The organism is Geobacillus jurassicus NBRC 107829, assembly GCF_001544315.1.
Classification (GTDB): domain Bacteria; phylum Bacillota; class Bacilli; order Bacillales; family Anoxybacillaceae; genus Geobacillus; species Geobacillus jurassicus.
Genome location: NZ_BCQG01000019.1, coordinates 1 through 25524, shown reverse-complemented (window position 1 = coordinate 25524; position 25524 = coordinate 1). Strand labels below are relative to the sequence as shown.

25 protein-coding genes are annotated in these 25524 nt (G+C 54.4%); 11 read left to right on the top strand and 14 right to left on the bottom strand.

The window, feature by feature from the left end; genetic code table 11:
• Nucleotides 1–40 precede the first annotated feature (40 nt).
• Nucleotides 41–211, top strand: coding sequence for an aspartyl-phosphate phosphatase Spo0E family protein (locus GJ1_RS07080; RefSeq protein ID WP_066230405.1), 171 nt, complete (start codon nt 41–43; stop codon nt 209–211).
• Between the two features lie 13 nt (nt 212–224).
• On the opposite strand, the gene GJ1_RS07075 is transcribed toward GJ1_RS07080, so the two are convergent.
• The 3 genes from GJ1_RS07075 to GJ1_RS07065 form a co-directional block, all read right to left on the bottom strand.
• Nucleotides 225–1391: a DUF418 domain-containing protein gene (locus tag GJ1_RS07075; protein ID WP_066230402.1), complete on the bottom strand. Its 1167-nt coding sequence runs from the start codon at nt 1389–1391 to the stop codon at nt 225–227.
• A 145-nt stretch (nt 1392–1536) separates the two neighbouring features.
• Entirely contained in the window at nt 1537–3132 is a 1596-nt protein-coding gene (locus tag GJ1_RS07070; RefSeq protein ID WP_066230399.1) for a fatty acid--CoA ligase, read from the bottom strand.
• Between the two features lie 198 nt (nt 3133–3330).
• On the bottom strand, nt 3331–3555 hold the full coding sequence (locus tag GJ1_RS07065; protein WP_066230487.1) for a spore germination protein: 225 nt from the start codon (nt 3553–3555) through the stop codon (nt 3331–3333).
• Between the two features lie 148 nt (nt 3556–3703).
• Between GJ1_RS07065 and GJ1_RS17735 the strand changes: the two genes are divergently transcribed.
• The 7 genes from GJ1_RS17735 (at nt 3704) to GJ1_RS07035 (ending at nt 6087) form a co-directional block, all read left to right on the top strand.
• Nucleotides 3704–3928, top strand: coding sequence for a spore germination protein (locus GJ1_RS17735; protein WP_083509967.1), 225 nt, complete (start codon nt 3704–3706; stop codon nt 3926–3928).
• Nucleotides 3929–4135: 207 nt separating this feature from the next.
• Nucleotides 4136–4357 (top strand): spore germination protein, encoded by a 222-nt coding sequence (locus tag GJ1_RS07060; RefSeq protein ID WP_066230396.1) that lies wholly within the window; start codon nt 4136–4138, stop codon nt 4355–4357.
• A gap of 15 nt (nt 4358–4372) precedes the next feature.
• Nucleotides 4373–4597, top strand: coding sequence for a spore germination protein GerPB (locus tag GJ1_RS07055; protein ID WP_066230392.1), 225 nt, complete (start codon nt 4373–4375; stop codon nt 4595–4597).
• A gap of 83 nt (nt 4598–4680) precedes the next feature.
• Complete coding sequence (locus GJ1_RS07050) at nt 4681–5283, top strand: spore germination protein GerPC (RefSeq protein ID WP_066230389.1); 603 nt, start codon at nt 4681–4683, stop codon at nt 5281–5283.
• Nucleotides 5280–5471: a spore germination protein GerPD gene (locus tag GJ1_RS07045; protein ID WP_066230386.1), complete on the top strand. Its 192-nt coding sequence runs from the start codon at nt 5280–5282 to the stop codon at nt 5469–5471. The genes GJ1_RS07050 and GJ1_RS07045 overlap by 4 nt, the downstream gene beginning before the upstream one ends.
• Nucleotides 5468–5866, top strand: a complete 399-nt coding sequence (locus GJ1_RS07040; protein ID WP_066230383.1) for a spore germination protein GerPE — start codon at nt 5468–5470, stop codon at nt 5864–5866. Before GJ1_RS07045 ends, GJ1_RS07040 begins: the two co-directional genes overlap by 4 nt.
• Nucleotides 5866–6087 carry a spore germination protein gene (locus GJ1_RS07035; protein WP_066230380.1) on the top strand — a complete coding sequence of 74 codons (222 nt, stop codon included), beginning with the start codon at nt 5866–5868 and terminating at the stop codon, nt 6085–6087. Before GJ1_RS07040 ends, GJ1_RS07035 begins: the two co-directional genes overlap by 1 nt.
• 164 nt (nt 6088–6251) lie before the next feature.
• Here GJ1_RS07035 and GJ1_RS07030 read toward each other — a convergent pair whose 3' ends face one another.
• From GJ1_RS07030 to aceA, 9 genes are all read right to left on the bottom strand, one after another.
• Nucleotides 6252–9596 (bottom strand): AAA family ATPase, encoded by a 3345-nt coding sequence (locus tag GJ1_RS07030; protein ID WP_066230375.1) that lies wholly within the window; start codon nt 9594–9596, stop codon nt 6252–6254.
• Complete coding sequence (locus GJ1_RS07025) at nt 9593–10771, bottom strand: exonuclease SbcCD subunit D (RefSeq protein ID WP_066230373.1); 1179 nt, start codon at nt 10769–10771, stop codon at nt 9593–9595. Before GJ1_RS07025 ends, GJ1_RS07030 begins: the two co-directional genes overlap by 4 nt.
• A gap of 17 nt (nt 10772–10788) precedes the next feature.
• Nucleotides 10789–14517 carry a helicase-exonuclease AddAB subunit AddA gene (gene addA, locus GJ1_RS07020; protein WP_066230485.1) on the bottom strand — a complete coding sequence of 1243 codons (3729 nt, stop codon included), beginning with the start codon at nt 14515–14517 and terminating at the stop codon, nt 10789–10791.
• Nucleotides 14517–18020, bottom strand: coding sequence for a helicase-exonuclease AddAB subunit AddB (gene addB / locus GJ1_RS07015; RefSeq protein WP_281176920.1), 3504 nt, complete (start codon nt 18018–18020; stop codon nt 14517–14519). The genes addA and addB overlap by 1 nt, the downstream gene beginning before the upstream one ends.
• Before the next feature lie 276 nt (nt 18021–18296).
• The gene (gene lepB / locus GJ1_RS07010) at nt 18297–18842 is read right to left on the bottom strand and encodes a signal peptidase I (RefSeq protein ID WP_066230368.1); all 546 of its coding nucleotides are present in this window, start codon (nt 18840–18842) and stop codon (nt 18297–18299) included.
• On the bottom strand, nt 18839–19462 hold the full coding sequence (locus tag GJ1_RS07005) for a TVP38/TMEM64 family protein (RefSeq protein WP_066230363.1): 624 nt from the start codon (nt 19460–19462) through the stop codon (nt 18839–18841). Before GJ1_RS07005 ends, lepB begins: the two co-directional genes overlap by 4 nt.
• 237 nt (nt 19463–19699) lie before the next feature.
• Nucleotides 19700–20233 (bottom strand): competence protein ComK, encoded by a 534-nt coding sequence (locus GJ1_RS07000; protein WP_066230360.1) that lies wholly within the window; start codon nt 20231–20233, stop codon nt 19700–19702.
• Nucleotides 20234–20712: 479 nt separating this feature from the next.
• Nucleotides 20713–20907, bottom strand: a complete 195-nt coding sequence (locus tag GJ1_RS06995; RefSeq protein WP_066230357.1) for a hypothetical protein — start codon at nt 20905–20907, stop codon at nt 20713–20715.
• A 102-nt stretch (nt 20908–21009) separates the two neighbouring features.
• Entirely contained in the window at nt 21010–22296 is a 1287-nt protein-coding gene (gene aceA, locus GJ1_RS06990; RefSeq protein WP_066230354.1) for an isocitrate lyase, read from the bottom strand.
• 195 nt (nt 22297–22491) lie between these two features.
• Here aceA and GJ1_RS06985 point away from each other — a divergent pair, with 195 nt between their 5' ends.
• The 3 genes from GJ1_RS06985 to GJ1_RS06980 all read left to right on the top strand — a co-directional run bounded on the left by GJ1_RS06985 (nt 22492) and on the right by GJ1_RS06980 (nt 24263).
• Nucleotides 22492–23082 (top strand): SCO family protein, encoded by a 591-nt coding sequence (locus GJ1_RS06985; RefSeq protein ID WP_066230351.1) that lies wholly within the window; start codon nt 22492–22494, stop codon nt 23080–23082.
• 112 nt (nt 23083–23194) lie between these two features.
• On the top strand, nt 23195–23449 hold the full coding sequence (locus GJ1_RS19030) for a hypothetical protein (RefSeq protein WP_245629358.1): 255 nt from the start codon (nt 23195–23197) through the stop codon (nt 23447–23449).
• Nucleotides 23346–24263: an RNA-guided endonuclease InsQ/TnpB family protein gene (locus GJ1_RS06980; RefSeq protein WP_245629357.1), complete on the top strand. Its 918-nt coding sequence runs from the start codon at nt 23346–23348 to the stop codon at nt 24261–24263. Before GJ1_RS19030 ends, GJ1_RS06980 begins: the two co-directional genes overlap by 104 nt.
• Nucleotides 24264–24440: 177 nt before the next feature.
• On the opposite strand, the gene GJ1_RS06975 is transcribed toward GJ1_RS06980, so the two are convergent.
• Complete coding sequence (locus GJ1_RS06975) at nt 24441–24746, bottom strand: AzlD domain-containing protein (RefSeq protein ID WP_066230348.1); 306 nt, start codon at nt 24744–24746, stop codon at nt 24441–24443.
• The gene (locus GJ1_RS06970) at nt 24739–25455 is read right to left on the bottom strand and encodes an AzlC family ABC transporter permease (RefSeq protein WP_066230482.1); all 717 of its coding nucleotides are present in this window, start codon (nt 25453–25455) and stop codon (nt 24739–24741) included. Before GJ1_RS06970 ends, GJ1_RS06975 begins: the two co-directional genes overlap by 8 nt.
• Nucleotides 25456–25524 lie beyond the last annotated feature (69 nt).

The window sequence follows — 25524 nt, the reverse complement described above, 5'->3', positions numbered from 1 at the left end:
TGGCTCAACCAACATTCGAAACGAATTGATGGTGAAGGAAATGGTTCTGTTGCAAATTGAAGAAAAACGGCAACAAATGATCGAATTGGCGCTCACCTATGGGTTTACGGCCAAAGAGACGATCGAATGCAGCCAAGAGCTGGACCAATTGATCAACCAATACTTGCAGCAAACGAAGATGTTTGAGTCGCCTCCTCCGTCCGTTCAGTAAGCGGCGGTTTTTTTTATTGCCCCTGCCGGCGGCGAAACGGCGGCCGTGCTCCGTACGTCCCCCATCTCCACAACCATTCGATCGGCCCGTAACAAAAACGCGCAAGCCAGCGGCGGCTCAACCACACTTCGACAGCATACAATGCGAGCGCCAGCAGCACTTCCTGCCATACGCTTGTGCGCCCGTACCATCCAAGCCCGTAACCGTAAAACAATGATGTGCAAACGAGCGATTGAGCGAGATAATGGGAAAGCGACATTTTCCCGGCATCCTGCCACCACCGCCAGACAGGTTTCCAATTGGATTTCCCACAGACAAACACCGCAGCCGCCGCGTAGAACACTGCCAATGCGGCACCGCCAAAGCTGTCTTGGATGTACATTGTCAAGTCGTTGGCCCCAGCCCAATACGGGATTGTTTTTAGCGCTAAACCAAGGCATATCGCCCACCTTATCAGGCGGCGCAGCTTGGCGGGCGAGTGACGGTCGGGTTCAAGCCAACGTTTGCAAGAGGCATAGCCGCCGAGTAAACAAAAGGGCAATACGGTCAACACCGTAAACAGCAGCCCGCCATCGCTGTTGACATAGGCCCAGTCATGCCAACGTTGCCAAAACACATCGCCAAACGTTCCGCTTTGATAATGACGAACCGCTGCGGCCGCCTCAGCCTCGTGGCCGCCAACTGTTTCCGTTCCTCCTGTCCACATGCTGAGGGCCATTAGCAGCGCCATGAGGCCGTGAAAAAGAAAAAAGACAGCAACAGCCGCCGTCCACCACCAGCGCGGCGGGGCGGCGAAAAAGAAAAGCATGATGAATCCGGCGACCGCATAGGGGATTAAAATATCGCCAAACCAAAGGCCAAACGCATGGACAGCGCCAATCCCAATCAAAAAAAGGAAGCGGCGCAAAAGAATCGGAATCGGCCGCTTTCCGCGGCTGCTGAGCCGGCGGAACATGGTCATCGCCCCGAACCCGAATAAAAACGCAAACAACGGATAGGCGCTCGCTTCAAACAACACGTCGACGACCGCGGCCAAAACTCGGTCAAAAGCACCGCCCCTGACGCTTTCGTCGTATAACGCTGGCGAGGAAAAATAACGCATGTTGACAAGCAAAATGCCGAACAAAGCGAACCCACGCAACACATCCGCCGCGGCGATTCGCTCCGACGATTCAACCATCGCATTCTCCCTTCTTTCCATCGCCTCGCCGCCTGCGAAGCCGGGGACACCTTGCCGGGAAATCGCTTGACCAGCTCGCCTGTCACCTTATCGTTTCATTCGACTTGCTCTCCTCTGCTCGTCCCGAGGACACATGCCTGTGCCATCAGTTGACATAGCGGCCCGATTTTCCAACTGCATCCCAATATTGGCGGCGCAAATGCACCTTTTGGATTTTTCCGGAGGCTGTTTTTGGCAGCTCATCAACAAACGTGACGCCCGTAATGGCTTTGAAATGAGCCAGTTTTTCCCGTGAAAAGGCGATCAGCTCTTCCTCTGTCACGTTGTGCCCCGGACGAACGACGACGAACGCATGCGGCGTTTCGCCCCATTTTTCGTGCGGCGCGGCAATGACGGCTGCCTCGAGCACGGCCGGATGATCATAAAGAGCCCCTTCGACTTCAATCGACGAAATATTTTCTCCTCCGCTAATAATAATATCCTTTTTCCGGTCGACGATATCAATATGCCCGTATTCATCGACGGTCGCCATATCGCCGGTATACAGCCAGCCGTCGCGGATCGTTGCGGCGGTCGCTTCTTCGTTTTTCCAATATCCTTTCATGACGCCATGGCTGCGAACGATCACTTCGCCGATCGCCCGGCCATTGTGGGGCACTTCGTCGCCGTTTTCATCGACCACTTTCACTTCGCAGCCGATCATTGGATAGCCGGCTTTGGCTTTGATCCGCTGCTTTTGTTCCAGCGTCAGCCCGTCAAGCTGCGGGCGAATGAGCGAAATCGTGCTGAGCGGAGACGATTCGGTCATGCCGTACACTTGAATAAACTCCCAGCCGAGCTTCTCCTCGACGCGCGCGACAAACGCCGGCGGCGGTGCAGAACCGGCAATGACGACCCGTACGCCTTCCGGGACACTCGGTTGATATTGCTCATAATATTGCAGCAACATATTGAGCACGGTCGGGGCCATATGCATGACCGTCACTTGGTGAGTTTGGACAAGGTCAAAAATGGCTTTCGGGTCCACTTTACGCAGACCGATTTGTGTTGCCCCGTTGGCGGTGTAATAAAACGGAGCGCCCCAACCGTTGACGTGGAACATCGGCAGCACATGCAAATACGTATCGCGGTCAGACACACGCAAATGATGCATCGTCACAAGCGCATGCAAGTAGTTGTTCCGATGCGTCAGCATGACCCCTTTTGGATTGCCTGTCGTCCCGCTCGTATATAGCAAACTGCACACATCGTTCTCATCGATCATCGGGCGCGGAACCGGCGTAGCCGGCTGGGCAGCGAGCCATTCGTCGTAAGCGGTTTCATCCATTGCCGCGTCCGTTTTATGGTGGACAATGATCTCCTCGACTGTTTCAAGCTTGTTTTTGACCGGCGCAATCAGCCCGTACAGCTCCTGATCCACAAACAACACTTTGCTTTCGCTATGATTCAAAATGAAAACGTAATCGTCCGGTTTCAGCCGCGTATTCAGCGGCACCATCACCCCTCCTACTTCAAACACACCGTAAAACCCTTCGAGCATCTCGAGCGTGTTGGGCGCCAAGTACGCCACGCGGTCGCCTTTGCGAACGCCAAGCCCCCGCAGTCCGTTGGCGAGCCTCGACACCCGTTCGCCAAGCTCACGATACGTCACCGTGCGCCCCGAACAAACCATGGCTGTCTTATCCCCATAGAGAGCCACGGCGCGATCTAAAAAGTGATTGAGCACGAGCGGCGCATTCATTCTTCCATCCCCCTGTTTCATGTTTTGGAAAATTCACAATTGTATTATATAACAAAGATGACATAAAGAAAAAGAGGGCTGTCCCAAAAGGTCATAAAATGACTTTTGCGGCCAGCCCTCTTTCTCGGTTAGGCACTCTATGGCGCCAAAAAACCCGTTTTCTTTTTTGCTCAAAAAACGAATGCTAGGCGACAACCGCTAGTTGTTTCCTTTCACTCCGGCGTCGAAGACGTCGGGGTCAACCGTATTCGTAACACTGCAAAACGTATTCGTTTGCAAAAAATCGCCGGTATTGCCGCCGCCGGCACCTGAGTTTGTCTTCGATGTGCTTTTCGGAGCGATTTGCAGCACATCGCCCATGTTGATGGTGCCGTTGCCGCCGACACTCGTAACTTTAATTCCACCAATGACAATCGCTGGCATCCCCATTCCCTTCCTTTCTGCCCGTTCCCTTTCTTTATCATATGCCATCAATGTGATCTTCACTTGGACTCCCGCCCTGCATTGAACCGTTTTTTTCTTGCTTTCATACAATAACGGTAACGACACGGCGAAAAAAGGGGGAAGTCTCATGCCTTCATTTATCAGCGGTCCGATTAAAATCACCCATGTCAGCGGAGACGGCACGGTTAATTTCGGCGACGTCTTACAAATCGCGCCCAAAAGCACATCGAAATCCCATACCGGCTCCGGGGGAAGCAATAACGGCGATTTTCTGCAGACCAATACCTTCGTCAGCTTTACAAACACCGGCGACCCGGACATTTCCGACTCAAATAATGCAGCAAACAATTAAAGAAGGCTGATGATTTAACGGGAAGTGCGGTGCAACTCATGAGGGTTCTCAATTTAAGAAACCTCATAAAAGCCGCTCATTACTTTTACTGGCGAGCCATCGATTAGGGGAAAGGGGTTGTTTTTCACCGGCTCTCAAGGGAACGTTTTTTGGCTTGCGCCCATACACTAGTATCAACGAAGGAAGCAAGGAAAGGAGCATGCCCTCATGCCGGCATTTGTCGGAGTCGTCAAACTAAACAGCATCGGAAGCAGCGGCGTGTTCCATATTGGCGATGTATTTGCGATTTCCCCGCAAAGCGTGACGAAAACGTTCGCTGGCGCCGGTTCGTTTAACACCGGCGACGGGCTTCATATCTATAACTATTACAGCAATACGAATACGAATGACGCCGATGTCGCCGATGAAAATGTCGTCGGAAACATTTGAAGGAGGAGAAGGAGGATGCATGTTTACATCAGCCAAAGCATCTGCATCCACCAGTTGCGGATCGGCTCAGTCACCAATTCATCCGTTTTGCAAATCGGCAGCGCCGGAAGCATTCAAGCGCTGGCGACACTTGCCAACACCGGCGGATTCACCGGCCCGGCCCCGCAAGCGACCGTGCCGCTCGGCGCATCAGCGCAGCCATCCGCTCCTCTCGTTCCTCTCCATTCAGCCACCCGCTAAATTCAGTGGAAAAAAGTGATGAGAGCGAAAGGCCGTCCATATATTGAAGTAAGAGGGCTCTTTGGAGAGGATGATGGTGCACGATGAGTGCTTACGAATATTTCGTCCAACTGCACCGCTATTTATTATGGCAAACGAAAAAAATACGGGCGCTGGAACGCCGTCTCCGCGCACTCGAAGCCCATCTTCGGGAAGTGGAAGCCCAGCCGCGCACATCGATCGAACGAATTGAATATAAATTCGACCAGCTCAAAGTGGAGACGCTCGAAGGAACGCTCAACATCGGAATCTCCCCATCAGGGGTCGGCGGCACGATTGAAGACTTTGCCGTCGAACCGGTGAAAACCGTGATTTCAAAGCCGGAACCGGCGCTCATGCGCCCGATTCAAGAAAAAGTGGCCGCCTATCTCAACGGAGAAGCGCCGGAAACGTTAAAACGCCTTGAGCAGCAATATGGCCGCCGCCTTGACAATACGTACCGCCAGTTCATTTTGCAAGACATCGCCCGGCAAACGGACGAGCGCATCCGCTTCTACTTGCAAGAGAAGGCCAACCATGGCTACATTCCGTCCGGTGACCGCGATGAGGCGGTCGAAAATGAAATTTTTCAAAAAGTGAAAGCCGATATCGAACAATCGCTCGATGCGTTTTTGAAACATTTGCCTTCAGGGGAGGGACAGATGTGAATTATACAGTCATCAATCGTCATCTGCATGTCGGCGACATCCGCCTCGTAGCCGTCGCCAGCGCTTCGCTGTTTTTAATCGGCGATGCCGATGAGATCCACTTGTCATCAGCGTTTGACACACCACCCGAATCGCTCATCATCGGCCCGTTCGTCCCCCTTGTGCCGGCCCGAGGGGAAGCGCCGTGAAACGAACGTCAGTTGTTCAAGCGCTCCATGCCGAAACGCTCATTATTAGCTCTGTGCTGCAAATCGGCGACTCAGAGCGAATTTCCGCCCGCACGCGCGCCTTGGCCGTTCAGCGGCAATATGAGCTGTTTTTTGGTCCAGAAGGAGAACAAATATTCCCTATTTTTACGAAACCGATCCCGCGCTGGACTTCTCCACCGCCGGTAGCCGCACGCCAAACGCTCCATGAGTCCCCGGTCATTTCGGTTCAGTCTGTGCGCGTGCTCGCGATTTCTTCGTCCGCCATCGTCCATATCGGCTCGACCTCAACAGCGGAGGCAGAGGCAAGAATTAAACATATCCGCCAGCTGGCCGGCCCTGCGCCAAGCGCGCCAACAAGGGGGAGGGATTCATAATGCCTTCGTTTGTCGGCCCAATTAAAATCAACAGCGTCGGCAGCGGCGCTGTCGTCCAAATGGGCGACTGTCTGTACATCGCGCCGAAAGTCGCTACGAAAACACAAGCCGGATCCGGCGGATTCAACACCGGCGATTTTGTGATGACGAACAACGCCATCAGCTTTACGAACGCGTTTGATCCGGATGTGTTCGACCAAAACGTGGCCGCCAACAACTGAACGTTGCACAAAGCAAATAGTCATCCATCGCCCTCTATTTTTCAAAAGCACCATATATCGTTTTTTGAGCTTGGTGAATGCATCTATACAGCCATAAGAAGAGGTGTCCCGACCCTTTGGGGACACCTTTTTTTCCTTGTCGAAATCCCATTAGACAAACTGCTTTACATCGTTTCCAGCCGGACGCGCGTGCCCCGGCCGGACGGTTCAGCCGGTTCAACGATGAGCCGTCGCGGCAGACGGTTGCGAATTTCTTGCACATGACTGATGACACCGACCGCCAGCCGCTCGGTATGCAGCTTTTCCAAGGCGGAAATGACCGTCTCAAGCAGCTCGGCGTCGAGCGTGCCAAACCCTTCGTCCAAGAAGAAAAAGCGAAGCGGATACTCGCCGCGCAGCTGAATTTGCGCCGATAACGCCAGCGCCAACGACAGCGACGTCAAAAACGTCTCCCCACCCGAGAGCGTCGATACTGGTCGTCTGACGCCGCCATTGGCATCATCGCGGATGAGAAACCCGCCTTGCGAATCCAATTCGAGCGAATACCGGTGCCGTGTCAGCCGCTGCAGCCGTTCGGCAGCCATGGCGGTTACTTGCTCGAGCTGCTCTTCAGCCATAAATTCGACAAAGCTGTTGCCGCGAAGCAGCGCCTGCAGCTGTTTATACCGCTCGATGCTCCGGCTGAGCTCCGCCTGCTTCTCCTCGAGTTCGACAAACCGGCTATGTTTTTTTCTCAACTCTTCTACCTTCGCTTGAGCCGCCCCGAGCTGCTGCGTCATCGCCTCCACTTGCTCCTTCAACTCAGCGTATACCCGCTGCATCGTCTCCCATTGTTCGGCGCTCACCGCCATCCCCCCAATGGCGATAGCCAGCTGGGCACGGCGATGTTCCGCTTGCTCGATTTGGCGCCAATAGCGGCGGATCGCCTCATCCCATTCATCGCACTGCGCTTTTTCCACCTTCGCTTGCTTGACTTGTTCAGCATCAGCAAACATGGTGTCCGAAAGCGCACCGCGCCAGCGGGCAAGCGCCTCCTCTTCGCGGCGGACGCCTTCTTCCCACGCCCGCTTGGCTGCTTTGGATTCGCTTTCAAGCATTTGATATTCCCGCTGGGCGCGCCGCCAAGCCTCATACGCCTGCTGCTCGCCGTTTTGCAGCTGGCGCCATTCCGCCTCCACCTTCTGAAGCTGCACAGCCGCTGGGCCTGAGCCCGCCTTCTCGCCCCGCTGCCGCTCATATTCGTTCCATTGCTGCTGCTTGGCGCTAATCAGCGAGTCAAGGCGCACCCGCTCCGTCTCAAGCCGGCGCCGCTCTTCGGCCGCTTCCTCTTTCGCCCGCTGTTTTTCCTCTAAAAACGGCACGCTGTCCTCCAGCCGCTTTTGCACGTCGCGCCACACTTTTTCCCGCTCACACAGCTGTTCATACACCGCATCGATCATCTCAAGCGAAAGGGAAGGATACGTCTGCCGCCACTGCTGTTCAAGCTGACTTCGCTCTTCCTCCAGCCGTTGTTTTTCAGTTTGCAACGCTTCGATGTCAGCCGCTGCCCATTGGCACGCTTTCTCCGCTTCGCGCCGTGCTGACTCGGCTTCGTTCCATTGGACAAGCGCCCGGTACACTGCTTCTTTCAATTCGATGACATCTTGCGCCAGCGCCCGCACTTCCACCGTAAGGTCGACGGTCTCCTCCACCGAGCCGCTTTCGGCCAACACGGGCGGCACTTCAGAACCTACCGCCAGCTCGGCGAGTTGCTCGAGCTGCGCCTTGAACGAAACGACCGTTTGCCAGTCTTGTTCATACCGCTGCCGCTCCGCTTCAAGCTCCGACAGCCGGCTTGGCTGGACATCGTGCATTGCAACGGCCGGGTGCGGATGCTCGCGCGACCCGCACACCGGACACGGCTCGCCGGGGCGGAGCCGTTCGGCCAAAACAACGGCGAGTTCCGCCGTCCGCGCTTCCTCGGCTCGCTGCCGCTCCGCCTCCATGGCTTTCTGCAAAGTATACAACTGCTTTTCAGCGTCCTGCTGCCGCCTGCAGACGAAACGATACGTCCGTTCCACACGCCGGAACAGCTCGTGAAGCCGGGAACTGACAGCAGCTGCTCGGCGTTCCCTCTCCAACTTTTCCTCTTTCGCCCGGCGCCAAACAGCCTCCTTTTGCCGAAGCTGGGCATCGACGCGAGCGATGGCCGACGCCGCCTGCTCAATATTCTGCTTCTGCCTGTACGCCCGCTCTGACTCATCTTTTCCAGCCAGCGCCTCTTCATGCCGTTTCAGCTCTTCTTTTAGCTCCTGCTGCCGCTTCGCGCCGCGCTCATACCAGGCCGACGCCTCTTCAAACCGGCGCGCGGCTGCCTTCTCCTTGGCGATGAGGCGCTCCCGTTCTTCATTGAGGGCCGCGAGCTCCTGCCTGAGCGCTTCCATTTGCCGCTCGAGCTGCTCCGCCTGCCGCAGCCGTTCCATCTGGGCAAGCAATTCCGGTTCGCGCTGCGCCTTTTCTTGGCGAGCCCGTTCATAACGGCGCACCGCTTCTTCATAACTCGATTGGGCTTCCTCTAACCGACGCGCCAGTTCTTCATGCCGACGAAACGCCTCTGCTCGCAAGCGGCATGCCTGCTCGTACTGCTCCCAATACGGCCAGATGCGCTCCGCTTGCTCAGCGCGCTCTTTTTTCACTTCCAGCTCGCGGATAGCAGGCTCATGCCGGCGCAGCGCGGCGAGCTCTTGTTCGACCGCTTCTTTTTCTTGTTGCCACGCCCATAGTTGTTTTGTTCGTTCCACATCTGCTTCGACTTCTTCCAGCTCTTTTTTCCTCTTGGCAAACAGCCCCGCGAGCTCCCGTGCATCCGCCTCTGCCTGCTCAAGCGCCGCTTTTGAAGCGTCTCCGAGCCCTGCTTTTTCCGCTTCGATTTTTTCCCATTCTTGCTCCGCCGCCGCGAGCCGGTCTTTCAGCTTTTTGTTCAACTGATCGCCATACCGCTCAAGATGGAAGAGGCGCTGCAACATTTGTCGCCGCTCCGACCCTTTGAGCGATAAAAATTCGGCAAATTTTCCTTGCGGCAAGACGACCGCCCGAGTGAAATCTTCCATCGTCAAGCCAAGCAATTGCCCGATCGCCTTGTCCACATCTGACAGTTTATCAGCGAGCACGATCGGCTCGGACCGGTGCTCAATCAAACGGCAAAGGGCGCTCCGCGTCCGCCACTCGTCCACCTTTTTCAAGCTGCGTTCGACTGTATATCGTTTCACTCCTGCCGCGTTTTCCAACTCAAACGTAAACGAGACGAACAGCTCTTGCTCCGCGTGGTTGATGATCGCTTGAGTCCGGTTGGCCGCCCGCTCGACACTGCCGAACAAGGCGAGCGTCATGGCGTCTAAGATCGTTGATTTGCCGCTTCCGGTCGGTCCGAAAATGCCGAACACGCCGCCGTCGCACAGCGCGGTGAAATCGATCGTCTGTTTTTCTCGAAAGCTATGAAGACCGGCAATCGTCAGCGAAATCGGCTTCATTCCTCTCCCCCTTCCTTCTCTTCTTCCGCCGCCAGCTCCAAAAAAAGTCGGACGAGCTCTTCATCCGGCGTTTGCCCGCCCGTCTGCCGTTCGTAAAAGCGGTGAAACATTTCTTCGAGTGAAAGCGGCTCGCGGCTCATTTTCCCCGCCTCTTCCACCCGATTTGGAAACACCGGACGAATGTGGACAAATCCGGAATGAAGCTTGCGCAGCCGATCAATTTCTTCCATTGTCAACGGCTCGGTCACATGGATCTCCAAATCGATCCAGCTCGATCGGTCTCTTCCTTCCTCACACCAGCGATATACTTGAGCGAGCCCCTCTGTTGCCTTCCAACGAACGAGCGGCTTGCCCGAAGCAAGCGGGATTTCCGCCACCTTGGCCGCCCCACCCGGATGCACGTCAACAACCGTGACCGATTTCGCATGACCGGCTTCGGAAAAGCTGTACGCCAAAGGCGATCCGGAGTAGCGCGCCGCCGTCTCCGCCCGCTTGACGTCTTGCGGCCGATGTAAATGGCCAAGCGCCACATATTGCGCCGTTTTCGGCAAGCTCTCGGCCGCCACCGTATAGGCGCCGCCGACTTCAATCGGCCGCTCCGAGTCGGACGTATGTCCGCCGGCGACGTAAAGATGGCTCATCGCGACATTGACCGTCTCCACTGTGAATGAGGCTGCCATCGCCGCTAACAAAGCGCGGATGCGGTCATCGTACCGATCGCGCAGCGTGGTTTCCTCACAGTCGGACGACAACAGCTCAGCAAGGCGCGATTCGGACGGATAGGCCAATGGAGCAAGCATCATCGTTTCCCCGCATGACGGGACGTCAATCCGGCAAACGGACGCCTGCGGGCGGCCGAAAAGAAAAATGTTGTGCTCATACATCAATGTCCGGGCGGCGCTGATCCGGTCGGGGTGGTCGTGGTTGCCGCTGATGACCGCCACCGGGCGCCGCCCTTTGTCGGACAGGCGAGCGAGGCTTTCATAGAACAATCGTTCCGCAGCCGCCGGCGGGTTGACGGAGTCGAACACATCGCCGGCCACAAGGATGACGTCGATTTGTTCTTTCTTGACAATCTCCACAAGCTCATCAACAAACGCCTCCTGCTCGGCCATTCGACTCCGCCCCTCGAGCGTTCGCCCGAAATGCCAATCCGCGGTATGCAAAATGCGCATTCTCTCTCCCCCTTGCATCACTCAACAGCTACAACAAATCCGCCGTCAAACGAATACAAATAGCATTCCGCCACCGGCGCGCGCCAAATTTGCTCGATGGCCCGCCGATACAAGCGCATTTGCGTTCCGTAGCGGCTGAGCAGAAAACGCGCCGCTTCTTCCTTTTGTCCGGCAAAACGGCGGGTTACTTCATCGGTTTTATAGTCGATCATCACATAGCCGCGCTCGTCGGCAAACACGCAATCGATCACCCCTTGCACAAGGACGCGCCGGCCCTTCTCCATCCCTTCGCCGCCGTAGAGTTCATCTGCCGGAAGCCCCAAGCCGAACGGCACTTCACGGTGCACTTCGCGGGCGGCGCAAAGTCGGCGGCCAAGGTCGGAAGCGAAAAAGGCGGCGATCGCCGCTATGTCGACCGCTTCGGCTTGTTCTGCCGACAGCAGCTCTTTTTCAACAAGGCGGGCGATTTGACTGCGGATCGACGATTCATCAAGCGGCGCTTGCAAATCGAGATGGCGCATGACGATATGGAGCGCCGTCCCTTTTTCAGCCGGCGTCAACGTTTTCTCCTGCATGAAGCGCGGCCGGGAAAACACCGGCGCCGTCCCTTGGCGCGGCCGCCATTCGTCCGCTTGCTCACCAAAAAGCGCGCGATGTTCTTTGAGTTCTGACACCGATTGCTTGGCGCGCACGGTCGTTTCTTTCTCATGCGAATACCGCCATAGCAAGCGGCGGCTTGCCTCCTCCTGCCACCCTCCTTCCACGGGAACGGGGCGGCCTTGTTCGAGGGCAAGGAGCACGCCGCCATCCGCCTCCCCCCCGGTGACCTCTTCGCTGCGCAAATCGGCGGCCGGCACGATGGCGATGCGCCACACAGACGGATGGGAGGCGATCTCTTCAGGCGGCTTCGTTCTCGCAAGCGCCCCCCCATCGCGATGACGGATGAGCGCCCGGCCGATCCAATCCAAGTAGGAACGGGCTGATGCCCGTACATCGTCTGGGAGAAGCCAGCTGTGTTCCGAAACGGCGCTTTTCCATTTTTCGATCTCCTTGTCCGCATCGTTGACCGACGCGAGCAAATACAACTTCTCTTTTGCCCGTGTCAGCGCAACATACAAAATGCGCATCTCCTCAGCGAGCAGCTCAAGCCGCTTTTTCGTTTGGATGGCCAGCAGCGGCAACGTCGGATAGCTGATGCGCAGCCGCGGGTGGACAAAACGGGCGGCAAAGCCGAGCTCTTTATCAAGCAAATACGGATGGTGCAAATCGCGCGTATGAAACGAACGCGCAAGCCCGGCGAGGAAAACGATCGGAAATTCCAATCCTTTACTGCTGTGAATCGTCATGATGCGCACGACGTCTTCCTGCTCGCCGAGCGGCCGAGCCGCCCCTAAATCGTCGCCGCGCTCTTGCAGCCGCTCGATAAAGCGGAGAAAACGGAACAATCCGCGAAACGACGTCGACTCATACTGCCGTGCGCGGTCGTACAAGGCGCGCAAATTCGCCTGCCGCTGCCTGCCGCCTGGCAGTGCGCCGACAAAATCGTAAAATTGCGTATCGCGGTACAGCTGCCAAATAAGGTCAGCTAATGAGCGGCGGCGCGCCATCGTGCGCCAGCCCTCGAACCGCTCTAAAAAAGCCGCCGCTTTTCTTTGAGCGTTGGCCTCTTCTTCCGTTTCCGCCGGCTTTTGCTGAAACGAACGGAGCGCTTCGTAAAACGTGCCTTTTGGATCGGCAAGCCGGACCATAGCGAGTTCGTTCTCGTCAAAGCGAAAGAGCGGCGACCGGAGCACCGCGGCGAGCGGAATGTCTTGGTGCGGGTTGTCGATTACTTTTAACAGCGAGAGCATGACGGAAATTTCCGTCGCCTGAAAGTAGCCGGACGATAAATCCGCGGCCGCCGGGATGCCTTGGGCTTGCAGCTGCTCGATCATCTGCGGCGCATTCGTCATTGAGCGGACAAGGATGACGATGTCACGGTACATGGCGCGCCTCGGCTGCCCGCTCGAACGATCGTATACATAAAACGGAGCGGAAACGATCTCTTTGATTTTTTTCGCCATCAGCCGCGCCTCGAGTTCCGCCGCTTCCCATTCCGATGCTTCCTCTTCGTCCTCTTCCGCCGCGCGCTGCCGGTTGATGATCATGACTTCCGGCGCCGCATCCGCCCCTTCCGGGTAATCGGCGCCGTATTTCAACTGCGCCGCTTCGTCGTAAGCCATTTCTCCGACGGTTTCCCCCATGAGTTGTGCAAACAGAAAATTCGTCCCATCGAGCACTTCGCGGCGGCTGCGGAAGTTGCTCGCGAGGTCGATTTTCATCCCCCCTGCTTCCCCATCGGCGGTGAATCGTTTGTATTTGTCCAAAAACAGCATCGGCTCGGCAAGGCGGAACCGGTAAATCGACTGTTTCACGTCGCCGACCATAAACAAATTGCCTGTTCGTTCGCTCCCCTTTTTCACCAGTTGCAAAATCGCTTCTTGAACGAGGTTCGTATCTTGATACTCGTCAACAAGCACTTCATCAAACTGCGCCTGGTATTCCAAGGCGGCGGAGGAAGGCTGCCATTCGCCCGTTTCCGGATCGCGCCGCCGCAAAATATGCAAACAATAATGTTCCAAGTCAGAAAAATCAACGATGCCTTTTTCCCGTTTCGCCGCTTGGAACATGACGGCAAAACGGCGGACAAGGTTAGCGATCGTTTCAACGATCGGCTTCATTTCCCGCATATGGCGGAGCCAAACGGATGGATCGAGCGAAAACACATTGTCGCGCAGCGCTTCCATTTTCTTTTTCGCCTGATCGCGCAGCGACTTTGTTTCATCGATCAGCCGCCCGTCATAATCCTTGCCGCGGCAGGCCGGCAGCCGCCCAAACGACAGCGCCTTTAGCGCGCGATGCAGCTCAGCCCACGGCCCGGAAAGTTGCGCCTCTAACTTGGCGATCATCTCCAGATCTTCGCGCAGCCGCTCGGCATACGGCCGCGGCCCGCTCGGTTCTTCGGCGAGCTCAAGCGCCCTTCGGATCAGCCGTTTGGCCGCCGCCAGCTCCATCGCCGCGTGTTGAGCGATATAGCGGGCCGGGGGCAGCGTCTCTATATCCGTCCGTTCATCGACGTCATACATCGAGGCCAAACCGGCCAACCATTCGTCCGGCTCAGGATGGGAGCGGGAAAATTCATAAAGAGCGAAAATCATCTCTTGCAGCTCGGCGTCGCTCCGGTCGCCTGTATAGGCGTCCACGACGGTGAAAAACCGCTCGTTGTCCGGCTTTCCGTATTCTTCTTCAAGCAGCTCTTCCAAAACGTCCTCTTTCAACAGCTCGATTTCCGTTTCATCAGCGATGCGAAACGACGGATCCAAATCGAGCAAATAGTAATATTTGCGAACGACATCCAAACAAAAAGAATGAAGCGTCGAGATTGCAGCGCGGGGGAGCAGGCTGAGCTGGCGCCGCAGATGGAGCGAATGCGGCCGCTTGGCCAGCTCCCGCTCGAGCGCCTCGCCGATTCTCGCTTTCATCTCTGCCGCCGCCGCGTTGGTAAATGTGACGACAAGCAGCCGGTCGATATCGACCGCTCCTTCTTCCGCCGTCACTTTTTGGATGATCCGTTCGACGAGAACGGCCGTTTTTCCCGATCCGGCCGCCGCGGCGACGAGAATGTCCCGGCCGCCGGCGGCGATCGCCTTCCATTGTTCATCCGTCCATCGACTCCCAACCGGCTTCGGACGAATCGTGGCGTTCATCATTCTTCCTTCCCTTCCGCTAGTTTTTCCATGACCGCTTCCTTCGTCTGCGGGGTGAGCTTCCGGTATTCGTTGCCGGAGAGGGCCTCGTCAAATTGGCAGACCGGTTTGAAGGCGCAAAACTCGCACGCCGTTTTGTCTTTCAGCTTGTACGGGGCGATCGACACGACGCCGGCGGCGATTTGCCCGCCGATGTCGATAAACAAGCGTCGGACATGCTCGCGGAGCGCGGCAAAGTCGGATGGACTCGCCACCGACGAACGCGAATGGATCGACCCGCTTTTCGTCAACTGGGCCGGCACAATGAGTGACCATTGCCCATCTTCCGTTTGGCTGTCCATCAGCCGGATCGCCTCGACATCAGCGAGCAACAGCCCGCGCATCCGAAACGGTTCAAGCAACTTTTTCGCCAATTCCACCTCATCATCCACCCATTGCTTCGCCTGAACGATCGGATTGTGGATGTGGAAATAAAGCACCCCGGCTGGCAAGGCCGGCTGGCCGACGAGCTGTTCGGCGTACGTCAGCACGATGTCCAAGTAGGTGAACATTTGCAGCGCTAGGCCGTAATATACTTCCGTCAAATCGAGCGTTTTCGCGCTCGATTTGTAATCGATGATGCGAAGAAGCACCCCTTGGCTGCTTTCCGCCTTGTCGACGCGGTCGATCCGTCCGACGAGCTCCATCACTGTGCCATCGCGAAGCCGAAACCGAAGCGGCGGCAAGTCGCCGCCCGGGCCAAACGAGAGCTCGAGCCCGATCGGCACGAAGCCGCTCGCCCGCGCATGCTCGCTCAACACGTGCGTCGTGCGGGCGACGACGTGTTTTAGTTTTCGCTTCATATATTCGTAGCGAGGGGAGCTTGAGAGAACTTGCTGCTGGATGAGCGGGGCGATCCGTTCGATCGCTTCGGCCGACAGCCGCTCGCAGTCCGGTCTGGACAGTTCGCGCCAGTCAAGATGCTGTTCGCGCAGCCGGTCGGCGATTTGCTTGATGGCCGCATGAAACAGCTGTCCGACATCCGGCGCCTCAAGGCGGAAGACGTTCCGTTCTTTCAGCCGCAACCCATGCGATGCGAAATGGGCGTACGGGCATTTTTGAAACTGCTCCATGCGCGAGACGCTCGCCTGAATTTTTTTGCCGTACAGCCGCTGGCTCCATTGTTTTTTGAGCGGCGCCGCCCCGTTTGTATAAAAGAGCGCGGAGACAGCATGCCGCACCTGCTCCTTCCAATCCGGATGGCCGATGAACGTGTTGTACACATCCCACCAAAGCGGATCGATGCCGTAGTTGCGCTTCCACGCTCGGAGCTGGCTGATCAAATACGTTTGCGTCGCCCGCGGCGCGGTCACGAACGCCTCCGCTTTTTCTGCCGGGGCGTCGAACGGGTCGTTGCCGCACAGATGCACCGGCGCATGCGGAAACAGTTCAGCCAGCTGCTTGATGAGCGGCGACGGCATCAGCGCCTTCCCTTCGCCATCAGCAAGCGGATGCGTGACGTACAGCCGACGGCTTGGGCAAACGAGCGCCAAGTAAACAAAAAATGGATCATAAAACAGCTGCTCCCGTCCCCCCGGGGCGAGCGCCACCCCCAGCTCGCGCAGCTGCTCGCGCTCCATTTCCGCCATCAGCCCGTCTTCCTTCACTTTTGCTGGAATAACGCCATCGTTGGCGCCGATCACAAACGCATATTGCACCCCGACTAAACGCGAGCGGTCAAGCTGGGCGACGATCACTTGGTCCATCGCCGGCGGCACAAGGGAGAATTCCAATCGATCGAGCCCGGCCTCGATAATCTTGACAAACTCAGCGAGCGGCATCGATTCTGTCCCGAGCATTTCAACATATTGGTCAAGCAAATCGACGACAGCGTTCCACGCCTGTTCATGCTGACGCGCTTCCACAAGGCGGCCGTCCGCTTCCGCCTGCGCGCTCATTTTCTCTAGTTTTTTCGGAATCTCCAATTCTTCCAAAAAAAGATATAATGCCGTGCAAAGCCCACGCCCATCCTTAGCCCGGCGCAGACGGCGCTCCAACCGGCGGAGCGGGGCGGCCAACGCCTCGCGCCATTCATTGAGCTTGTCCTCAAACTGCCGCTCTTCGTCCGTCTGCGGTACGTTCAAACCGTCAAGCGCCTGATAGCGCCGATACGTCCAACGCTCATGATTTGTCCACCGATCCCCTTTGATTCCGTAAGCAAGCACATAATTTTCCAGCTTGTCGGCCGCCTCGCGCCACATGACCAAGTCTCCGTCGGCCGGAAAAAGCAAATCCGTTTTCACCGCCCGAAACACCGCTTCATATCGCCAGCGCGTCACTACCGTCTCCAAAGCGGCGCGCACGAGTTCAATGAGCGGGTGGTGGTGCATCGGCTCTTTTTCATCCATAAAATATGGGATCCCAAAATCAAAAAACACCGTTTTCACCAGATTGCGGTACTCCTCCGTTTGGCGGATGATGAGCGCAATGTCGCGATAGCGCGCCCCTTCATCTCGGACAAGGCGAACGATCTCCCGGGCGACTGCTTCAATCTCTGCGCGGCGGTTGGCCGCTTCATAAAGATGGATGGCATCGGTCGTCGCCTCGTATGGCGACAGGGGGCGGCGGTGAAATTGCGCCTCAAGATGAACGAGCGCTCCGTCTTCATGGCGGCGGTTGGACGAGAGCACCATCGGCTCTTCGATCGCAATATCATTGCTTAGCGCCAGCTCGCGCAGCTGGCGGTACGTTTGCGCCGGCAAATAAAAGAGTTGAAGTTCGTCCGGCATTCCGTCATCATACGGGCGGTCGATCGTCAAACAAACGGTGACGCGCCGGCAATGGCGAAGAAGCTGTTCGATGATCATATACTCTTGCGGCGCGAAATGATGGAAGCCATCAATGTAAATGTCGGCATCCCGCAAATAACTTGAGTGCGGAATATGCTCGGCAAGCAGGCGCAAATAATCTTCTGAATCAAGATAGTGGCCGGAAAGGCTTTTCTCAAGCTCCTCATACACAAGCGCGACATCGCTCAACTTGTCAGCGAGCAGACGGCGGCCCGGATGGCTTGGCCCATCCTCGAGCGCCTCGGCATGGCGGCGGAGCTCGCCCGGCGTCAGGCAATACCGTTTGCACTCGGCGATCATTTCGTTCAGCTGCTCGATAAAGCCATGTTTGTCCGCTGCGCGGCCAAACAGTTTCAGTTCTTGTTTGCGTTGCTCAATAATTTTGCGGATCATCATCTGTACGCCAACATCATGAACGTGATAGCGGTTCATGCCGCCCGTTTCCTGCAGCACGCGCCAAGCGAGGCGGGTGAAGCTGAACACTTGGGCGCGGATTATCCCATCCATTTCCTTCGTATGTATTAACGCGTATTCGCATTGAAACGTCATTTGCTCCGGAACGAGATAGACGATCGTCCTTCCTTTTGGATCTTCTTGCAGCTGACGGCGAATTTCTTCGAGACAAACGGTCGTTTTCCCGCTTCCCGACCGTCCGAGCAAAAACCGCAACGACATCGCATCCACCACCATTCGTTTCCTTTGTTTGTTTTATTTTAGCACATATGTTCGCTTTTTGGAAGAAAAAACGGCCTTCCCGCTGCCGCTCGACCGTTCTTCCAGCCAAAAGCTTCAGCGGGTGATGATCTTCATGCGCGACCCCACCTGTCATTCCGAAGGACGGGAATGGACATAGAGAATGCCGTTCATTAGGCAAAAACAGCCTCTCGCGAAATTCAAGAGAAGAAGACGTTGAAGAAACCGTTGCTTCCCCTGTTTCGAAGCACGCCGTCTTCAAAACCAGAAAGCAAACTGCTCAAACGGCCAATAGCGAAGGTCGACTTTGCCAACTACTTGACTGATCTTGACAAAGCCGAAATGGCGGCTGTCCCAGCTGCTAAGCCGGTTGTCGCCAAGAACGAAAATGCAGCCAGGGGGCACGCGCGTTTTCCCGGTCACCTCTTCAAGCGTAAAATCACCGGTCAGCTTGCCCAGCTTTTGCTTATACGGACGCAAATACGGCTCGTCGCATTTTTTTCCGTTGATATACAAGACATCGTTTTTATACTCAATCCGATCGCCAGGCAAACCGATGACCCGCTTGACGTAATCTTCCTTTTTGTTGGCGTGAAAAACGATGATGTCAAACCGGTGAATCGAACCGATGTCGTAAGAAAGTTTATTGACGATCAACAAGTTGCCGCTCTCGAGCGTCGGCATCATCGATTTTCCTTCCACCATGTAATTGCTGAACACAAACAGCCGAAGCACAACTACTACGCAAACCGCAGCAATCCACGGCCACCGGCGGCCTCGTTTTTCTCCTTTTTGTTTCGTCACTCCCCGCCCTCCTCGCCGCCTTGTTTTTCTGTCAACGAAAATCGCGCTTCCACCCGTTTTCCAGCGTACCAAAGCAACAGGACGACTGCTGCGATCATCGCCGTGCGCAGCGGCTGACGGATGAGCGCCTTCAAGTCATAGCCGATAAAACTGATCGTAAACACCATGATCATCTTTCCAAGCAGCACCGCCAACACAAACTGCTGGCGGCTGATGCGCGACAGCCCAGCAACAATATTGACGAGCGCCGACGGGGTGAACGGAAAGCAATACAGCAAAAACAGCGGGCCAAATCCATGCCGCTCAATCCAATGCATAAACTGCCGCACTTTCGAGTGGCGGCGGACAAAGTGAAAAAAACGCTTCTGCCCTACTTTCCGCGTCAGCCAAAAGACGATGAGCGAGCCAAGCGAAGCGCCCAGCCAAGAGATTAGAAATCCTTTCCATAATCCGAACGCCGCCGCATTCGCCATCACGAAGACGAACATGGGCAAAATGGGAAAAAACGACTCAAGCAGCGTCGCGGCGATGCCGGGAAGCACACCGAAAGAGCGGTATTGTTCGAGCAAAGAAAGGATGCTGTCGAGCGTGAACCATTGTTTGATTGTTTCCATATCCATGTATATTTCCCCATTCAAATGCCGTTTATATTTTTATTTTACACGTCCGGGCGCCTAATTTGAACTCATCTTTAGAAAATCCATTTTTATCAATTGGTTCGGCTAGAGGTCCGGTGAAAAACAATGATTTCCTTGAGCATTGCCTGTTTTTCGTTCAGACAAAGACCGATTTCATAAGGTTTCTCAAATTCAGAAATCCCCCTGTTCAACCGAATTTCCTATTAAATCACCGGTCTTCTAGATCTGTTTTTCTTGTTGCATGCGAAATATGTATTGGAGTTTGCGCTCTCTCGCTTCCATCCGTTCGGATAGTTTCGTCCGCAATTGAGCTGTTCGGTATAACTGATTGACAAACGATTTGTAGGAAACATCGAGGCAGACGTTTTTTCCGTTGCGGAAATAGACGACGGTCCGCTCATGTTTGGCGGGCTCATACCGATAGACGTGCATGTGAGAGAGCCAAACGCAGCGGGAATCGCGCGGAGAGGCGGTTGGAAATACGTAAATTTCATTGGCCGGTTCAATGGCAATCGGCGCTTTGTGAGTGATGCCGATGACAGCTTTTGTTCCCTCTTTTCTTCCTTGGAAACTGCTTCCGTAATAATCGCAACTATGCTTAATAATGTCGATCGGCGTTTGTTTGATGATATATTCACCATCCTCTTCAATGACTTTCGCATACACATCGCCGTTTACAAAGTACGGGAGAATCGCCATCGTATAGCGGCTTACGACAAAATGTTCCAGCACAATGAATTCATTGACTTTCATCTTTAATTGGCGCAGGAGGCCCCCACTTCAACGACTAACAGATGTAAGTGAGGGAGGAATGCGCCTTCCTCCTTTCTTTTTGTGTATGATATTAAGAGCATGGAGAAAACCATTGAATCAGGCACTCCATTGGCTGCTGCTCGATGTAGGGAGTTGGTTGCAGGAAGCGTTGCAACCATAAAATCGAGCATAACACAGTCTGTTGCGTGTGGAAGTCAAGGACTTCAAGCAGACATGCCAAGCCATTCGGCAACGATGCAGGCATGACCTGTATCGTTGGGCAGCTGTCAACCTGCCTGAAGCAACCCCACTGAAAGGAAGGAGGTTCGTAGCCGTTTGTACTTCTGGGGAGTTGACCCATTCATCTCCTCCCTCTAATCAACTCGATCACTACTCCTATCATACCACCGGAAGTCATATTTTTCTATATTTTGAAAAAAGTTAACGAAAAAAACCCATGACGATCGTCATGGGTGCTGCTAGGAGTTTTCAAACGTTTGGCCGATTTCTTTGGCTCCCAAATATTCATTCGCCTGTTCCAACGCGGTATGTTCGCCGACCGAGTCGCCAGCATACGTCTCTTCATTCATCGACCATTGCTCAACATGAAGATCCGTGCTGACGCGAAACTCGGCAGGCATCAGCTCCGGCAAATCGCCTTTGTTTTTTTTCATCCCATCGCCTCCCTACGCCTATAGGATGCGCCATCTTTTTCCTTTTATACACAAAAAAGCCCGGACAAGCCGGGCTTTTGTCTGCGTCTGCCGTTATTCGCACTAAGCCGTCGTAAACTGTTCTTCTTCGGTTGACCCTTTCAAGGCGACGGTTGACGACTGGCCGCCGGAGATGACTTGGGCGACTTCGTCGAAATAGCCGGTGCCGACTTCGCGCTGATGGCGCGTCGCCGTGTAGCCGTACTTCTCAGCGGCAAATTCGGCTTGCTGCAGCTCGGCGTACGCCGCCATGCCGCGTTCCTTGTAGCCGCGCGCCAGCTCGAACATGCTGTAGTTGAGCGCATGGAAACCAGCCAATGTGACAAATTGGAACTTGTATCCCATTTTGCCGAGCTCTTGCTGGAATTTGGCGATCGTTTCGTCATCCAATTTTTTCTTCCAGTTGAACGACGGCGAGCAGTTGTACGCCAGCAACTTGCCTGGGAACTTCTCATGAATGGCTTCGGCAAACCGGCGCGCCTCATCCAAGTTCGGCTCGCTCGTTTCGCACCAAATGAGATCAGCATACGGAGCATAGGCAAGCCCGCGGGCGATCGCCTGATCCAAGCCAGCTCTCGTGCGATAGAAACCTTCCGGCGTCCGTTCGCCAGTGATAAACTCTTGGTCACGCGGGTCGATGTCGCTTGTGATCAAGTCAGCGGCATTCGCATCGGTACGGGCGATGAGCACCGTCGGAACCCCCATGACGTCAGCGGCCAATCGCGCCGCAATCAAGTTGCGAATCGCCGTTTGCGTCGGCAAGAGCACCTTGCCGCCTAAATGGCCGCATTTTTTCTCCGATGACAACTGATCTTCAAAATGAACCCCCGCTGCTCCGGCTTCGATCATCGCTTTCATGAGCTCAAAGACGTTCAGCTGGCCGCCGAACCCTGCCTCGGCATCAGCCACGATCGGCACAAAGTAGTCCACGTCCCCGCTGCCTTCTAAGTATTGAATTTGATCCGCGCGCTGCAACGCCTGATTGATTCGCTTCACGACATGAGGAACACTGTTGGACGGATATAAGCTTTGGTCCGGATACATCTGTCCGGCAAGGTTAGCGTCGGCCGCCACTTGCCAGCCGCTCAAATAAATGGCTTTCAAGCCGGCTTTTACTTGCTGCACTGCCTGATTTCCGGTCAGCGCGCCAAGGGCGGCGACGTAATCTTCTGTATGAAGCAGCTTCCACAGTTTTTCCGCTCCGCGTCGAGCGAGCGTATGCTCGATATCCAGCGAGCCGCGCAGTTTAATGACATCCTCGGCGCTGTACGGGCGGACGATCCCTTTCCAGCGCTCCTCGTTTTTCCAGCTTTCCTCTAATTGTCGGACACGTTCAGCAAATGACGCCATTTTTCCTTCCCCCATCTCTCTATTGTTATATTACATATTTTTGTTTACGTTATTATTATATAACAGAAGGACGAAAATGCAAGACTTTTTTTTGAAACTTTTTTTAATTAGGAAAATAGTCGCATAATGTTCATAAACATAGCGATTTTTCCATTGACCTTTTTGGTATGATCTACTGTAGAGGAGTGATGAACGGTGAAAAAATGGTATATGTTAGCGGCCTTACTCATCATCATCGGCGTTGGCGCCGGCATCTTGTACTTTGCTGTCTACCAGCCATCGACGATGCGGCTTCCAAATGAGGTGACGATGAAAACAGCGTGGGGGAATCCGTATTCATTTGGCAACTTGCCGCCGAAAGTGCGGCTCATTGAATTTATGTATACGAGCTGCCCGGATATTTGTCCGAATACAACGATGCAAATGGCGAAACTGCGCGATCGGCTGAAAAAAGCCGGGGTATTTGGAAGCAAAGTGGAATTCATCACGATCACGATCGATCCGGCGCGCGATACGAACGAAAAGCTGCAAACATATGCCCATACGTTTGGAATCACCGGCGACGGGCAAGGGTGGGCGTTTTTGCGCGGCAGTGAAGCGGACACGAAAAAAACCGCGGAAGCTTTCCACTTTCAATACCGCGATCCGGGCAACGGCATGATCGTGCATACGACGCTCGCTTATTTGCTCGACCGCAACGGACGCGTCGTTGAGCAAATCGGCATGGGGGCATCTCGATTTCATGTCGATGAGGTATATGAGGCGATTATGGAGGAATTGTCATAACCAAACAGCGGGTTTGCATACCTGTCGCAAAAGGAAAAGAGGAAGCGATGTCCGCTTCCCTTATTTAACATAAATTAGCCATTCATCCCCCACCTCTACAGGTGGGGGATGAATGGCTTCTTTGTTTTTCCCTTCTCTTTTAGCAAAAGAACATCATTTGAAAACAGGAAAATGGATCACCAAAACAGAGCTGCAAAAAGCAACAAAAGGTCGTTTTCCCATCCACGGCCAAAGCATCCAAGCGGTCGTTCACAAGTATATTTTTGCTAGAAACGGAGCGAGAGAAGCACGAAAAAATCAAATATCCGTACAAAAAGAAATCGCATTTCAATACCAAATGGGCAAAAGATGGGTTTGTTTTGCATGAAGATGGAACGTTGGAACTGTCATTGGGAATTTGGAAACGGAAAAGACAATCCCCTTTGGTGGTGAAAATGGATAAAGAACAAATTCCAAACGGACAAGTAAAAGAAATCGAGTTGGTCTATGACCGTGGTTGGTGGCTTTGTTTATCGTATGAAGATGGAAAAGAACCAAAAGAGAATAAAAATCAAAACCGTGCCGCGATGGACCCAGGGGAAATTCACACCATCGCAGCCGTTTGTGAAAATGGGGAAAGCCTCATCATCACGGGAAGAAAAATAAGAAGCATCCATCGGTTGAGAAATAAAAAATTAAAAGAACTTCAAACGTTGATGTCCCGTTGTAAAAAAGGTTCAAAGCAATGGAAAAAGTACAATCGTGCGAAACAATATGTACTTTCGAAATCAGAAGCCCAACTGAAGGATGCGCTGCACAAAACCACGAGATCATTTGTTCGTTGGTGTTTGGAAAACCAAGTGAAAGAAGTGGTCATTGGAGATGTCGAAGGAGTACAACGGAACACGAAAAAGAAACGAAACAAAAAGACCAATCAGAAGTTGTCCAATTGGTCTTTTGGAAAACTCTTTGATTACCTCAAATATAAAATGGAGAAAAAAGATGAAAGTTACACATCGCAAACATGCCCTGTTTGCGGGAAGAAGAATAAATCTTCTTCTAGACATTATAGTTGTTCGTTTGGTTATCGTCAACACCGCGACATCCATGGGGCTTCTAATTTATTCGCCAAAGTATATTATGGAGAAATCCGGCCATTGGAATTTACGGTCAAACCGTTTACGTATCGACGGATTGCGTAAAGCAGGAAGTCGTAGATGGCGAGTTCCCGCCCTTCCGCGTCGAGGATGCGGATGTTGCCTGTGGTTCCCAACGGGACGAATGCCAGGTGTTGCCTGCAGATAGGCTGCCAACCAGCCTATCGTGCATCCACTCCGAAGGGGAAACAGGAAACTCCCACTTCTGTAAGTGGGAGAGGTTCATACAAAGAAAGAATACAGGCTGAGCGCCGCAACCGCCGCAAGCACGACGATCATGACGTTGGCCCCAAGCCAAGCTGTGATGACGGCCGCCGCAAAACCGATGACACCGAACCAAAGATCATCTTGGATGAAAAAAACGTCAGGAATAATGAGCGCCCCAAGCACCGCATACGGCACATTTTTCAGCACTCCTTGCCAAAACGGCGGCAGCTTGACACGGCCGAGCAGCACAAACGGCAACAGGCGCGGCAAATACGTAACGACCCCCATGCCGATGATCATCCATACGATCGTGCTATTCACCGCCGTTTCCCCCTTCCTTCGTCAGCCATTGAACGATGATGGCCGACAACAATGTAGCCAAAACGATCGACCAGCCTTTCGACAAGTGAAGGGCAAACGTGCCGATCGAGTTGAATAAAGCCGACAGCCCCGCCAGCCAGACGATTTTCCGCTGCTTTTTCAACGCTGGAACGAGCAGGCCGATAAACATGGCATACAAGGCAATTGACATACTTTCTTGCAAACTTTCCGGCAAACCGGACCCAGCGGCATAACCAATGCCCGAGTTGACGACCCAACTGCCATACGCCATGGCAATGAGCCCAAACATATACGGGGCGTTGATCGCCCCTTCTTTCATCGCCGCCACCGAAAACGTTTCATCGGTAATACCAAAGGCGTACAGCGCTTTTTTCCAAAGCACATCCGGCTCAGCCTTTTCGTTGAGAGACGCGGACATTAAAAAATGGCGAATGTTTAATATGAATGTCGTCAACACAATTTCAAACACTCCGGTGCCCGCCGAAAGCAAACTTAACGCGATATATTGCGAGGCGCCGGCAAAGACGACAATGCTCATGAGCACGGTCTCGGCAAGCGTCAGTCCGGTTGTTTTGGCGAGCAATCCAAACGCCAGCGCGATCGGCATATAGCCGATGGCGATCGCCACCCCCGCTTGCACCCCTTGGCGGAACGGCGCCATCTTGCCGGCTGCCCATGTCGTTTCCATCATTCATCCCCCCCGTTTTTACTAGACTGATAACTCTATTGTCCAAAAATCGCCGACGTTTCGCAACCG